Annotated in this window: 12 protein-coding genes; 7 read left to right on the plus strand and 5 right to left on the minus strand. The window is 67.1% G+C overall.

What is annotated here, in order from left to right:
• Window positions 1-9 precede the first annotated feature (9 nt).
• The 4 genes from AC1RMY_RS13615 to AC1RMY_RS13630 all read left to right on the plus strand — a co-directional run bounded on the left by AC1RMY_RS13615 (window position 10) and on the right by AC1RMY_RS13630 (window position 3,222).
• Window positions 10-1,164: an ABC transporter ATP-binding protein gene (locus tag AC1RMY_RS13615; RefSeq protein ID WP_492865323.1), complete on the plus strand. Its 1,155-nt coding sequence runs from the start codon at window positions 10-12 to the stop codon at window positions 1,162-1,164.
• A complete protein-coding gene (locus tag AC1RMY_RS13620; RefSeq protein WP_492865229.1) occupies window positions 1,161-2,066 on the plus strand; it encodes an ABC transporter permease in 906 nt (301 codons plus the stop codon). Before AC1RMY_RS13615 ends, AC1RMY_RS13620 begins: the two co-directional genes overlap by 4 nt.
• Window positions 2,063-2,851 carry an ABC transporter permease gene (locus AC1RMY_RS13625; protein WP_492865231.1) on the plus strand — a complete coding sequence of 263 codons (789 nt, stop codon included), beginning with the start codon at window positions 2,063-2,065 and terminating at the stop codon, window positions 2,849-2,851. The genes AC1RMY_RS13620 and AC1RMY_RS13625 overlap by 4 nt, the downstream gene beginning before the upstream one ends.
• Window positions 2,852-2,952: 101 nt before the next feature.
• Entirely contained in the window at window positions 2,953-3,222 is a 270-nt protein-coding gene (locus AC1RMY_RS13630) for a hypothetical protein (RefSeq protein ID WP_492865233.1), read from the plus strand.
• 49 nt (window positions 3,223-3,271) lie between these two features.
• On the opposite strand, the gene AC1RMY_RS13635 is transcribed toward AC1RMY_RS13630, so the two are convergent.
• The 5 genes from AC1RMY_RS13635 to AC1RMY_RS13655 all read right to left on the minus strand — a co-directional run bounded on the left by AC1RMY_RS13635 (window position 3,272) and on the right by AC1RMY_RS13655 (window position 9,406).
• A complete protein-coding gene (locus tag AC1RMY_RS13635) occupies window positions 3,272-3,853 on the minus strand; it encodes a DUF2199 domain-containing protein (protein ID WP_492865234.1) in 582 nt (193 codons plus the stop codon).
• Window positions 3,828-5,993 carry a methylmalonyl-CoA mutase gene (gene scpA, locus AC1RMY_RS13640; protein ID WP_492865235.1) on the minus strand — a complete coding sequence of 722 codons (2,166 nt, stop codon included), beginning with the start codon at window positions 5,991-5,993 and terminating at the stop codon, window positions 3,828-3,830. Before scpA ends, AC1RMY_RS13635 begins: the two co-directional genes overlap by 26 nt.
• A complete protein-coding gene (thiD, locus tag AC1RMY_RS13645; protein ID WP_492865237.1) occupies window positions 5,990-6,814 on the minus strand; it encodes a bifunctional hydroxymethylpyrimidine kinase/phosphomethylpyrimidine kinase in 825 nt (274 codons plus the stop codon). Before thiD ends, scpA begins: the two co-directional genes overlap by 4 nt.
• A 29-nt stretch (window positions 6,815-6,843) precedes the next feature.
• Entirely contained in the window at window positions 6,844-8,823 is a 1,980-nt protein-coding gene (locus AC1RMY_RS13650) for a methylmalonyl-CoA mutase subunit beta (protein WP_492865239.1), read from the minus strand.
• A gap of 196 nt (window positions 8,824-9,019) precedes the next feature.
• On the minus strand, window positions 9,020-9,406 hold the full coding sequence (locus AC1RMY_RS13655; RefSeq protein ID WP_492865241.1) for a DUF2267 domain-containing protein: 387 nt from the start codon (window positions 9,404-9,406) through the stop codon (window positions 9,020-9,022).
• Between the two features lie 157 nt (window positions 9,407-9,563).
• Here AC1RMY_RS13655 and AC1RMY_RS13660 point away from each other — a divergent pair, with 157 nt between their 5' ends.
• The 3 genes from AC1RMY_RS13660 to AC1RMY_RS13670 all read left to right on the plus strand — a co-directional run bounded on the left by AC1RMY_RS13660 (window position 9,564) and on the right by AC1RMY_RS13670 (window position 13,349).
• Complete coding sequence (locus AC1RMY_RS13660; protein WP_492865243.1) at window positions 9,564-11,099, plus strand: helicase HerA-like domain-containing protein; 1,536 nt, start codon at window positions 9,564-9,566, stop codon at window positions 11,097-11,099.
• Between the two features lie 274 nt (window positions 11,100-11,373).
• The gene (locus AC1RMY_RS13665; protein WP_492865245.1) at window positions 11,374-12,771 is read left to right on the plus strand and encodes a M20/M25/M40 family metallo-hydrolase; all 1,398 of its coding nucleotides are present in this window, start codon (window positions 11,374-11,376) and stop codon (window positions 12,769-12,771) included.
• Window positions 12,768-13,349, plus strand: coding sequence for an LOG family protein (locus tag AC1RMY_RS13670; protein WP_492865246.1), 582 nt, complete (start codon window positions 12,768-12,770; stop codon window positions 13,347-13,349). The genes AC1RMY_RS13665 and AC1RMY_RS13670 overlap by 4 nt, the downstream gene beginning before the upstream one ends.
• The last annotated feature ends 116 nt before the right edge of the window (window positions 13,350-13,465 follow it).

Raw genomic sequence — 13,465 nt, forward strand, 5'->3', positions numbered from 1 at the left:
GCAGGCACCATGCGCAAGGCCTCGCCGGGCAGCGTGCGCCGGGCGTTCCAGCCCTGGAACGATCCGGCTGCGAAGCCGCTGGTCGAGTTCCGCAAGGTGACGAAGCGATACGGCACGGTGACGGCCGTCTCGGATCTCTCGCTCGCGCTCTATCCGCGCGAGTTCTTCGCGCTGCTCGGGCCGTCCGGCTGCGGCAAGACCACGCTGATGCGGATGCTCGCGGGCTTCGAGACGCCCGATGCCGGCGAGATCCTGCTCGACGGCGTCGACATCACCGCCGTGCCGCCGCATCTGCGGCCGGTCAACATGATGTTCCAGTCCTATGCGCTGTTTCCGCATCTCAGCGTTGCCGACAATGTCGCCTACGGACTGAAGCGCGAGGGGTTGCCGAGCGCCGAGATCGCCCGCCGCGTCGAGGAGATGCTGGCGCTGGTCAAGCTGGAGGAGCTCGGGCGGCGCAGGCCGGAGCAGCTTTCGGGCGGGCAGCGCCAGCGTGTCGCGCTCGCGCGAGCCCTCGCCAAGCGGCCGAAGCTTCTCCTGCTCGACGAGCCGATGGCGGCGCTCGACCGCAAGCTGCGCGAGGCGACGCAGTTCGAATTGATGGACCTGCAGAGCGAACTCGGCACGACATTCATGGTGGTCACGCACGACCAGGACGAGGCCATGACCATGGCCGACCGCATGGCGGTGATGGATCACGGCCGGCTCGTCCAGATCGGCCCGCCCGACGTGATCTACGAGGCGCCGGCCAATCGCTACGTCGCCGAGTTCGTCGGCGACATCAACATCTTCGAAGGTCGGGTCTCTGCCGTCGACGGCGAACTGATCACCGTCGAGACGCCCTTTGTCGGGCCTGTCGTGCTCGACGAGGAGGATACGGCGCTCGCGGTGGCCGCGGCGGCGCTTGTGGGCTTGAGGCCGGAGAAGATCGACCTCTCACATGATGAGCCTCAGGGCGTCGCCAACAAGGTCCGCGGCGAGATCTGGGACATCGGCTATCTCGGCGATTTCACCATGGTCCAGGTCATGGTCGGCGGCGAAACCGGGCAGCTGGTCAAGGTCGCGCTCGCCAACCGGACGCGCCGCATCGCCCGGCCCTTCGCCTGGGAAGACGAGGTCTGGCTTGCCTGGGGCGTCGAGGCCGGCCTGCTGCTGCCGCCATGAGCGCGTCTGTTTCGCTTGCGGCTCGCAAAGGCCGCCTCGTTGTGGTGGTCCCCTATCTCTGGCTGCTGCTGTTCTTCCTCGTGCCTTTCGCGATGGTGCTGCGCATCGCATTGTCCGATGCGGACATAGCGCTGCCGCCCTACACGCCGCATTTTGAAGGCCTGGCGAAGCTCGGCGAGTTTCTCGCCGGGCTCGACCTCGAGAATTTCCGCCTGCTCGCCGAGGATTCGCTCTACTGGCAGAGCTATCTCTATTCGCTGCGTATGGCAGCACTGACGACGCTGATCGCCCTCGCGATCGGCTATCCGCTCGCCTGCGCCATGGCAGCGGCCCCGCGAGGCTGGCGGCCGATCCTGCTGGTTCTCGTCGTGCTGCCGTTCTGGACCTCGTTCTTGATCCGGGTCTATGCCTGGATCGGCATTCTGCGGCCAGAAGGCCTGCTCGACATGGCGCTCGGCATGCTCGGTCTGACGACAGAGCCCTTGCGCCTCCTGAACACCGAAGCCGCCGTGCTGATCGGCATGGTCTATTCCTATCTGCCTTTCATGGTGCTGCCGCTCTACTCGACGCTGGAAAAACTCGATCGCAGCCTGCTCGAAGCTGCGGCCGATCTCGGCGCGACGCCGCTGATGGCCTTCCTGACGGTCACCTTGCCGCTGTCCCTGCCGGGCATCTTCGCGGGCTCGGCGCTGGTGTTCATTCCGGCCATTGGCGAATTCGTCATTCCCGATCTCTTAGGCGGACCTGACACGACGATGATCGGCAAGCTTTTGTGGACGGAGTTCTTCTCCAACCGCGACTGGCCCCTCGCCTCCGCCGTCGCGATCGTCTTGCTGTTGGTGCTGGTGCTGCCGCTCGCCTTGCTGCAGCGCGCTCGGCTGGCGCGCGGACGGGCGGCATGACGCGGCTCGGCCCCGGCCTCATCCTGGCGCTCGTCGCCGGCTTCGCCTTCCTCTATCTGCCGATCCTGGCGCTCGTCGCCTATTCCTTCAACGCCTCCCGGCTGGTCACGGTCTGGGGCGGCTTCTCGACCCACTGGTATGGCGCGCTCTTGTCGAACCAGCCCTTGCTCGACGCGGCCTGGCTCAGCATCCGGCTGGCCTTCGTCTCGGCCACGCTGGCGACCGGCCTCGGCACGCTGGCGGCGCTGGCGCTGGCGCGGCACGGACGCTTCCGTGGCCGCATGCTCTTCTCCGGCATGGTGCTGGCGCCGCTGGTCATGCCCGAGGTGATCACCGGCCTCTCCCTGCTGCTGCTGTTCGTGGCGGCGGATGTCGAGCGCGGCTTCTGGACGGTGACGGCCGCCCACGCGACCTTCGGCCTCGGCTTCGCCTGCATCGTCGTTCAGGCGCGGCTGGCAGGCTTCGACCGCTCGCTGGAAGAGGCGGCGCGCGATCTCGGCGCGACGCCGCTGGTGACGTTCTGGACGGTCACGCTGCCGCTGATCTGGCCGGCCGTAGCGGCCGCCTGGATGCTGGCCTTCACGCTTTCGCTGGACGATCTCGTCATCGCGAGCTTCACCACCGGGCCGGGCGCGACCACCCTGCCGATGCGGCTCTACTCGGCGGTCAAGCTCGGCGTCTCCCCGGAGATCAACGCCGCCTGCACGCTTCTGATCGGCATGGTCGCTCTGGTGGTGATCGCGGCGTCCCTGTTGCTCAAGCGCCGCGAGGCCGCCGGCAGCTAAACGAGCGGTGAATGGCGACCTCAAGCGCCGTTCAGACGCGAGATGCGAATGTCCGTGTCAGGCAACGGGATGTCCCCGGGCCACCACACAGGACGAGGACCATGTTCCGCACATTCGCCGCGACCAGCCTGGCCAGCCTAGCCATCGGCGCTGTCGCCCTGGCCGCCGCCAGCTTCATGACGCCGAGCGCCGCCGTTGCCTTCGGTCCGCGCTATGAGCGGGGTCCGCCGCCGGCCTATGGCTGGCGCCCGCCGCCGCCCGCCGTCCATGGCTACTGGGGCCATCGCCGCTGGCAGCGCTACAATGACGGCTACGGCTTCCGGCCGCCGCCTCCGCGATACGGTTACGGCTATGGTCACGGCTGGAGGTGAACCAAGGCAGCGGCAGGCGCGCGGAATTCATCCTGCGCGGCCTGCCGGGTCAATCGTCGCCATGCAGACAGAAGGCGACGATTTCCGCGACCCGCTCGTGAGAGATGCCGTTGGCTTGATCCAGCGCCAGCGGGTGGCCGTTGGGTTCGAGTTCAACACGAGGTCTCATTCCGTGATTCCGCAAATGGATCATGGATTTGAGCCCTGCCGTGGCCGGATAGAGCGGCAGGTCGTCAACGATCCAGGCCAACAACGGGCCGATATGGTCACGCTGCGCCCATTCGTAGGATTGCTCATAGGCTGCATAGCTGGCCTCGCTCAGCGAAACCCACATCAGCCAGGCGAAGCGCTCGTCGAGCCCTACGACCGGAATTTCCAGCCGAGCCAGCACATAGAATTCACGATCGTCGATGATGCATTGGTCGCTGCCCAGCAAGGCGCGCGTCTTCCGATCCTCCTCGGTCAGGCCGAAATAGCGCGCGGGTGCGGGCGGGCCGAAGGCAGGCAGGCCCTCATGCCACTGATCGCAACTTGTGCATTTGAAGCGGAACATCGGCGCCCTGAAATCGACGATCTGACTCTCGCTCAATCCGCCGATATGACAGTCACTCCGCTGCGTCCCGCTGGACATATCCCAGCCGGGCGTTGAGGTCTTCGAGCAGCTTCTCGGCGGCGTCGGCGATGACCGTGCCGGGCGGGAAGATCGCCGAGGCGCCGGCTTCGATCAGCGCCTCGAAATCCTGCGGCGGGATGACGCCGCCGACGACGATCATGATATCGGGCCGGCCGGCCTTGGCGAGCGCCGCCTTGAGCTCCGGCACCAGCGTCAGATGTCCCGCGGCGAGCGACGAGACCCCGATGATGTGGACATCGTTCTCGACGCCCTGGCGCGCCGCCTCGTCCGGCGTGGCGAAGAGCGGCCCGATATCGACGTCGAAGCCGAGATCGGCGAAGGCCGAGGCAATCACCTTCTGGCCGCGGTCATGCCCGTCCTGCCCCATCTTGGCGACGAGGATGCGCGGGCGGCGGCCATCGGCCTCCTCGAAAGCCTCCGTCATCATCTGCACGCGCGTGACCGCAGGGTTCATCGTGCCGACCTCCCGCTTGTAGACGCCCGAGATCGACTTGATTTCGGCCCGGTGACGCCCGAAGACCTGCTCCATCGCCATGGAAATTTCGCCGACGGTCGCCTTGGCGCGCGCCGCCTTGACCGCGAGGTCGAGCAGGTTGGCGTCGCCCTGCGCACCGTTGGTCAGGGCGGTCAGCGCGGACTGGACATCGGCCTCATTGCGCTCGGCCTTGAGCCTGCGCAGCTTGTCGAGCTGCTGGGCCCGGACTGAGGCGTTGTCGACCTTGAGCACGTCGATCGAGGCCTCGTTGTCCGGCTTGAAGCAGTTGACGCCGATGATCGCCTGCTGGCCGCCATCGATGCGCGCCTGCGTCTTGGCGGCGGCCTCCTCGATGCGCAGCTTCGGGATGCCGGCCTCGATCGCCTTGGCCATGCCGCCGAGCGCCTCGACCTCCTGGATATGCGCCCAGGCCTTCTTCGCAAGCTCGGCGGTCAGGCGCTCGACATAGTAGGAGCCGCCCCAGGGATCGATGATCCGGGTGGTGCCGCTCTCCTGCTGCAGCACGATCTGCGTGTTGCGGGCGATGCGGGCGGAGAAGTCCGTCGGCAGCGCCAGCGCCTCGTCGAGCGCGTTGGTATGCAGCGACTGGGTGTGGCCCTGCGTCGCCGCCATCGCCTCGATCATGGTGCGCGGCACGTTGTTGAACACGTCCTGCGCGGTCAGCGACCAGCCGGAGGTCTGGCAATGGGTGCGCAGCGGCAGCGACTTTTCGCTTTGCGCGCCGAAATCCTTGACCAGTTTGGCCCAGATCAGCCGCCCGGCGCGCAGCTTCGCCACCTCCATGAAGAAGTTCATGCCGATCGCCCAGAAGAAGGACAGGCGCGGCGCGAAGACATCGACTCCCAGGCTCGCGCGCTGGCCGGCGCGGATGTATTCGACGCCGTCGGCGAGCGTATAGCCGAGCTCGAGGTCCTGCGTCGCTCCCGCCTCCTGCATGTGGTAGCCGGAGATCGAGATCGAGTTGAACTTCGGCATATTGGCCGAGGTGTAGGAGAAGATGTCGCCGATGATCCGCATCGAGGGCGAGGGCGGATAGATATAGGTGTTGCGGACCATGAACTCCTTGAGGATGTCGTTCTGGATGGTCCCCGAGAGCTTGGCCGCCGGCACGCCCTGTTCCTCGGCCGCGACGATGTAGAGCGCGAGAACCGGCAGCACCGCCCCGTTCATCGTCATCGAGACGCTCATCTGGTCGAGCGGGATGCCGGAGAACAGCGTGCGCATGTCGTAGATCGAGTCGATCGCGACGCCGGCCATGCCGACATCGCCGCCGACGCGAGGGTGGTCGCTGTCATAGCCGCGATGGGTGGCGAGATCGAAGGCGACCGAGAGCCCCTTCTGCCCGGCGGCGAGGTTGCGCCGGTAGAAGGCGTTGGAATCTTCCGCCGTGGAGAAGCCGGCATATTGCCGGATCGTCCAGGGCTGGTTGACATACATGGTCGGGTAGGGGCCGCGCAGATAGGGCGCGATGCCCGGCAGCGTGTCGACGAAGGGCAGGCCGTCGCGATCCTGCGGGCCGTAGACCGGCCTCACCGGGATGCCCTCGGGCGTCAGCCAATCCTCGCCCGCCGGTTGGGTGCCGGAAGGCGCAGCACGCTCTTCGGAGAAGGCCAGCTTCGTGAAATCGGGGATGGCTGTCATGGCTGTCTCCCGCCCGTTCGATCCCACCAATGGTAGAAATGATGCACCGGCCCGTGGCCATGGCCAACAGGAACCTCGTCGGCGGCTGCGATGGCGGCCGAGATGTAGCTCTTGGCCCGGCCGACCGCCTCCGGCAACGCCAGCCCTTTCGCCAGCCCGGACGCGATGGCCGAGGACAGCGTGCAGCCCGTGCCATGGGTGTTGCGGGTCGCCGTACGGGGCGCGTCGAAGCGCTGGCGGCTGCCGCCGGCGAGCAGCAACAGGTCGCTGCTGCGGTCGCCGCTGCCATGACCTCCCTTGATCAGGACATTGGCGGCGCCGAGCGCCGCCAGCTTGTCGGCCTGCTTGTCGATTGCGGCCTCGGTTTCGGCGACGCTGGTACCGAGCAGGGCGGCCGCTTCCGGCAGGTTCGGCGTAATCAGCGTCGCGAGCGGGAAGATGTGGCGCCGGATTGCATCGACCGCATCGGGTTCGAGCAGTCGCGCGCCGGATGCCGCGACCATGACCGGGTCGAGCACGATATTGCGCGCGCCATGCCGCTTCAGCCCGGCGGCGACGGTTTCGATCAGCTCGGCCGTCGCGAGCATCCCGATCTTCACGGCGGCGACGTCGAGATCCTCGAAGACCGCGTCCATCTGCTTGGCGACGAAGCCCGCCGGCACGGCATGGATCGCGCTGACGCCCCTGGTATTCTGCGCTGTCAGCGCGACGATGACGCTAGCGCCATAGACCTGATGCGCCGCGAAGGTCTTGAGGTCGGCCTGGATGCCGGCGCCGCCGCTGGAATCCGAGCCGGCGATGGTCAGGGCGATGGCGGTCAAGGCGTCCTCCGTCTCAAGCCAAGGTGATCTCAGGCGAAGGCGATCGCGTGAGCGCGCGTCAGCGCCTCGATGGCATCGCCTCCCGCGGAGATGAACGAGGTGACGCCCGCCTTGTTCAACTCGGCCTCCAATTCACCGGGGCGTCCCGCGAGCCAGACGGTCGCGCCGCTTGCCGACAGCGCCTGCGCAACTGCTGCTCCCTCGGCCGCATAGGCCGAGTCCGAACCGCAGAGACAGGCGAGGCGTGCGCCGGATGCCTGGCAGGCGGCGACGAGGGCCGCAACGTCGGTGCCGCCATCCCTGGCAAAGCCGTCGCCGCTCGGGGCCGAGAGTCCGCCAGCCTCGAACAGGTTGCGCGCGAAGCCGGCGCGTGCCGTGAAATCGGCAATCGGCCCCAGCGTTGCCAGGAAGACCACCGGGCGCTCGGCAGCGGCATCCGCCGTGTCGCGCAGCGCCTCGAACGGATCGGCCAGACGCTGCGAAGGCAGGGGGTCGGCACGCAGTCCGTCTTCCGCTGCGCTCAGCGCCACATCGCGCGATGCACCTGCGGCCAACGCGTCGATCAGCTTGCCCTGATCCTGCTCCGACGCCTTGCGGAGCGGTTGAGCAGGCTTGCGGCGCGCGACTGGCACGACACCGAGTACGGAAACCGGCGCTTCCTTGAGATTGGGAAACTCGCTCGTGCCGGTGATCGGCTCGCGGCATGTCGCAACCGCCTTGGCGCGCATCTCGCGTTGCCTGGCAAGGCTGGCCTGGATCGTGCCGCTGGCGAGTGCCGAGACGATGCCGGGTAGGCCGTCCCGGGCTTCGCGCTCGAGCCCCTGCAGCACGCTCCAGGCCTGCTCGCACAGCGCCAGCGTCAGCGCCTCGAAGCTGCCGGCACCGGCGGCCGGGTCGGCGACGCGCCATAGATTGGCCTCTTCCAGCAGCACGAGCTGGGTGTTGCGGGCGATGCGGCGGGCGAAGGCGTCGGGCAGGCCGAGCGCGGCGGTGAAAGGCTGCACCACGAGCGAATCCGCGCCGCCGACGCCAGCCGAGAAGGTCGCGATCGTGCCGCGCAGCAGATTGACCCAAGGGTCGCGCCGGGTCAGCGAGCGCCAGGCGGTTTCGGCATGCAGGATCATCGGCCTGGGCGTCAGGCCGCAAGCCTCCTGCACGCGCTGCCAGAGCAGGCGGGCGGCGCGGAACTTGGCGATGGTCAGGAATTCGTCGGTGTCGGCGACCAGGACGAAGGAGATCGCATCGCGCGCCTCGTCGAGCGAGAAGCCCTCGGCCTGCAGCGCGCGCAGATAGGCGATCGCCGTCGCCATCGCTGCGCCGAGTTCTTGCCCCTCGCTCGCACCGGCTTCGTGATACGGGCGCGTATCGGTGGTGATAAATGGCCCGGCGAAGCTGCGCGCCTTCAGCGCCCGGATCGTTGCGGCGAGTCTGCGGCCGATCTCCGGCCAGGGGGCCGCGAAGGAGCCGCTGCTGGCGAGAAGCCCGATCGGGTCGAGGCCGAAATCGACCGCGACGCTGGCTGGAGACTGCCCGCGCTTCTCGACGAGTGCCGCCAGCATCAAGGCGTTGACGCGGCCCTGTGGCGCCGGATCGAGCCTGAGCCGGATCAAGTCGAGCATCGCGCCGTCGAGGCTGGCGTCGAGTGCGCCGACATCATCCGCGACGAGGCCGTAACCTCGCGCGGCACGGGCGCCGGCGAAGGCGATCGTCAGCGTATCCGCGCCCCCTTCGAGGTCGGCTAGCGCGAGCTTCTGCGCCTCGCCCGGCTCGGGATGATCGACTCGCGCGGCGACATGCCAACGCCCGGATTCACCGCGAAGCGGCCGAAGCGCCGGGGAGGCGGCGTCATAGAGCGGCTCGATGCGGATGCCGTCGGACGTCTTGCCGACCAGCTTCTTCTCGAAATCGGCACCCTTCAGAACCTTGTCGACCGCCGCGCGCCAGGCTTCCTGCGCAGGCGCCGGAAAGGCGTCCATGAAGGGCAGGTCGGATGCTGGGGCAGAGTCCATGCGCGCCGGTCCTCGTCTCTTGCCACTTGTGCAGTCTTGCCGCTGTGCAGTCGCGAGGGGTCATTGCCACGGCCGGCGACGCATCGCCATTCCTACTTCGTCGCAACGGGCCTGCGCAAACGCGCGCTGTTCGCGCGAGGCCTGAAACGACGACGCCGCCTCGCGGCGGCGTGTTCTTGGTTTATGCGATTGCAGATCAGACGAACTGGCCGAGGCCCGGAATGGCGCCGACGATCGCACCCATGGCGTCCTCGCCGGCCTTCTCGCGGCCGACCGCGAACATCTCCTTCGAGACCGACTGGATCTGGCCCATCGAGAGGCCTGCGCCCATCAGCTGGCCGCCCAGGGCCATGACGCCGCCATTGCCGCCCATCAGGCCGCCGACCATGCCCATCAGGCCGCCCTTGGCGCCGCCTTCGGCATTGGCGAGCTCCTGTGCGCCCGGCAGCGCCGCCATCAGCTCGTTGATCTCTGTCGCAGGGCCTTCCTTCTGCAGGAAGGCGAGGATGATGCCGATCGCCTTGCGGGCGAGCTCTTCGTTGAGGCCCGAGGCCGCAATCACGCGGGAAATCAGTTCATCCATGGTGCTTGTCCTGTTGCTTGCGGCGGATCGCGGCGAGATAGTTCACATATCAACGATTGGATCAAGCGCATAGAGCGAGCAGCGATCGGGCTTCCGCCCGCGAGCACCTTTCGCTACACCCTTGCCCTGACCCATCGATAGCACAACAGGCAGGCTCATGGCGGATGACGGCGCGATTCTGATCGGCAAGAGCTGGAAGGCGGAAAACCTCCTTCTCAAGCTCGCCAACCGCCACGGTCTCGTGACGGGGGCGACCGGAACCGGCAAGACCGTGACGCTGCAGGTGCTGGCCGAAGGCTTCGCCCGCAACGGCGTTCCCGTCTTCGCCGCCGACATCAAGGGCGACCTCTCGGGCATCGCTGCGCCGGGCGATTCAAAGCCGCCCTTCGTCAAGCGCGCCGAGGAGATCGGCGTCAAATACGAGCCCGACCAGTTCACCACCGTATTTTGGGACGTGTTCGGCGAGCAGGGCCACCCCGTCCGCGCCACCATCTCGGAGATGGGCCCGCTGCTGCTGGCGAGGCTGCTCGATCTCAACGAGACGCAGGAGGGCGTGCTCAACATCGCCTTCCGCATCGCCGACGAGCAGAAGCTCCTGTTGCTCGACCTCAAGGATCTGCGCGCGATCCTCGGTTTCATCGCCGAGAACGCCAAGGATCTGACGACGAAATACGGCAACGTCACCTCGCAGACGGTCGGCACGATCCAGCGCGCGCTGCTCGTGCTGGAGAATCAGAGGGGCGACATCTTCTTCGGTGAGCCGGCGCTCGACATCGCCGACCTGATGAAGACGGACCGCTATGGCCGCGGCATCGTCAACATCATGGCCGCCGACAAGCTGATGGCCAATCCGCGCCTCTACGCGACCTTCCTGCTCTGGTTGCTGTCCGAGCTGTTCGAGCAGCTTCCCGAGGTCGGCGATCTCGACAAGCCCAAGCTGGTCTTCTTCTTCGACGAAGCGCATCTGCTCTTCAACGGCGCGCCCAAGGCGCTGCTGACGGCGGTCGAACAGGTCGTGCGCCTGATCCGCTCCAAGGGCGTCGGCGTCTATTTCGTCACGCAGAACCCGCTCGACATCCCCGATACCGTGCTCGCCCAGCTCGGCAACCGCGTCCAGCACGCGCTGCGCGCCTTTACGCCGCGCGACCAGAAGGCGGTCAAGGCCGCAGCCGAGACTTTCCGCCAGAACCCGAAGATCAACACCGCCGAGGCGATCATGCAGCTCGCGGTCGGCGAGGCGCTGGTTTCGATGCTGGAAGGCAAGGGCTCGCCGGAAGTGGTCGAGCGTTCGCTGATCGCGCCGCCGATGGCGCAGGTTGGCCCCTGCTCGCCGCAGATCCGCCAGCAGGCGCTGGTCGAGTCCGGCTTCAAGGGCAAGTACGACACGATGGTCGACCGCGAGTCGGCCTATGAAGAGCTGATGAACCGCAAGAACCTGACGCCCGAGGGCGAGCCGGTCGAGGCCTCGACCACGGGCGATGGCGGCATTCTCGACACGATCGGCGGCTGGCTCGGCGGCACGACAGAGCGTCCGAAGACAGGGCCGGGCAGCCGCGGCGGACGGATCCCGCCCAGCATGGCGGAGAAGGTCCTGACCTCGGCAGCGCGTTCGGCCGCGACGACGATCGGCCGCCAGGTCGGCAGCGCGATCCTGCGCGGCGTGCTCGGCTCGATGATGGGCGGCAAGCGGTAGGAAACGGCGGCGGCTCGTCACAGCCCTCATCCTGAGGAGCCGCGAAGCGGCGTCTCGTAGGATGCGCCAGATATAAATGGAGCCCCCTGGACCATCCTTCGAGACGCCATTTCTGGCGAAATGGCTCCTCAGGATGTGGGTTGTGCTGACTGCCAAGATTGCTGAGCAGGCATCGTGTGCGCGTTCGGGTGCTGACGCCGCCGCTAAGCCTTGCCATGATGGCGCTACCTGAATCGGCTCCCCTTCGCACGTGAGCCCAGCCTTGCCGAGTGCCATGACCAAGCTCCCCGCCATCCTCGCCCGCCTCGACGCCGATCTAGACGCCTCGTTGGAGCGGCTTTCCTCCTGGCTCGAATTTCCCTCGATCGGCACCGATCCGGCCTTCAATGCCGACACGCGCCGCGCCGCGGAATGGCTGGCGAAGGATCTCGAAACGCTCGGCTTCACCGCCGGCCTGCGCGAGACGCCCGGGCAGCCGATCGTGCTTGGCCATCGCCCCAAGCCAGGCGCTCCGCATGTGCTGTTCTACGGCCACTACGACGTGCAGCCGGTCGATCCGCTGGAGCTTTGGGACAGCGAGCCATTCAAGCCGACGGTCAAGGAGATCGAGCCCGGCCGCAAGGTGATCACCGGTCGCGGGGCCTGCGACGACAAGGGCCAGGTCATGACCTTCATCGAGGCGATGCGCGCGACGATCGCCGAGACGGGCGATCTGCCGATCGGCGTCACCATCATGGTCGAGGGCGAGGAGGAATCGGGCTCGGTCAACCTGCCGGCCTTCGTCCGCGAGAATGCGGAGGAATTGAAGGCCGATTTCGCGCTGGTCTGCGACACCGGCATGTGGGACCGCGAGACGCCCGCGATCACCTCCTCGCTGCGCGGGATGGTCTATCAGGAGGTCACGATCACCTGCGCCGATCGCGACCTGCATTCGGGGCTGTTCGGCGGCGCCGCCGCGAACCCCGTCCATGTTCTCGCGAAGATCGTCGCCGCACTGCACGACGACACCGGTAGGATCACACTGCCCGGCTTCTATGAGGGCGTCGAGGAGCCGACCAACCAGCAGAAGGCCGACTGGGCCGACCTCAACCTCACCGAGCAGGAGTTCCTCGGCCAGATCGGCCTGAAACATTCCATCGGCGAGAAGGGCCGCATGCTGATCGAGCAGATCCAGTCGCGCCCGACCTGCGACGTCAATGGCATCTGGGGTGGCTATACCGGGGAGGGCACCAAGACCGTGATCGCCGGCAAGGCCTCGGCCAAGATCTCGTTCCGCCTCGTCGGCAAGCAGGACCCGCAGAAGATCGCAGCCACCTTCCAGGCCTTCGTCCGTGAGCGGCTGCCGGCCGATGCCACCGCTGAGTTCATCGAGCACGGCGCTTCGCCCGCGATCGCGGTGCCGCTGGATTCGCCGGCGCTGACCAAGGCGCGCGCGGCGCTGACCGAGGAATGGGGCCGCAAGGCCGTGACCATCGGCTCGGGCGGCTCGGTGCCTGTGGTCGGCGATTTCAAGCGCCTGCTCGGCATGGACACGCTGCTCGTCGGCTTCGGCCTCGACGATGACCGTGTCCACTCGCCCAATGAGAAATACGACCTGTCCTCCTTCCACAAGGGCCAGCGCTCCTGGGCGCGCATCTTGCAGGCTCTGGGGACGGAAAAGGCATCCTCATGAAATCGGTTTGCGTCTTCTGCGGGTCCAATCCCGGCAACGATCCGGTCTATGCCGATGCGGCGCGCGCCATGGGCGCCGAGATCGCCCGGCGCGGCATGGTGCTGGTCTATGGCGGCGGCGCGGTCGGGCTGATGGGCATCGTCGCCGACGCGGCGCTTGCGGCTGGCGGCGAGGTCCACGGCATCATCCCCCGTGCGCTGCGCGAGAAGGAAGTCGGGCATTACGGGCTGACGCGGCTTGAGATCGTCGAGACCATGCATATCCGCAAGGCGCGCATGGCCGAACTCTCCGACGGGTTCATCGCCATGCCCGGGGGCATCGGCACCTTCGAGGAGCTGTTCGAGATCTGGACCTGGGGCCAGCTCGGCATCCACCAGAAGCCGCTGGCCTTCCTCAACGTCGCCGGCTTCTACGACCCGCTGGCGGCCTTCCTCGACAACACTGTGGAGGCCGGCTTCCTGAAGCAGACCCACCGCGCCATGGCGATGACGGATACGGAACCGTCGACGCTGCTCGACCGCATGGAGCAGTATGTCCCGGCCCAGACGATCAAATGGGTCGAGAAGGAACAGGTGTGATCGCTCCTGGTCTGCCTCTCATACGTGTAGGAAATTAGTCCTTGACATCGTGACGCTGATCGGGTAGACATCAGGAACGCTCACGAAGTGTGACCGAAACGAAGCCGCCGCGCCCC

The organism is Allobosea sp. GW822-FHT03F07 (assembly GCF_058801345.1).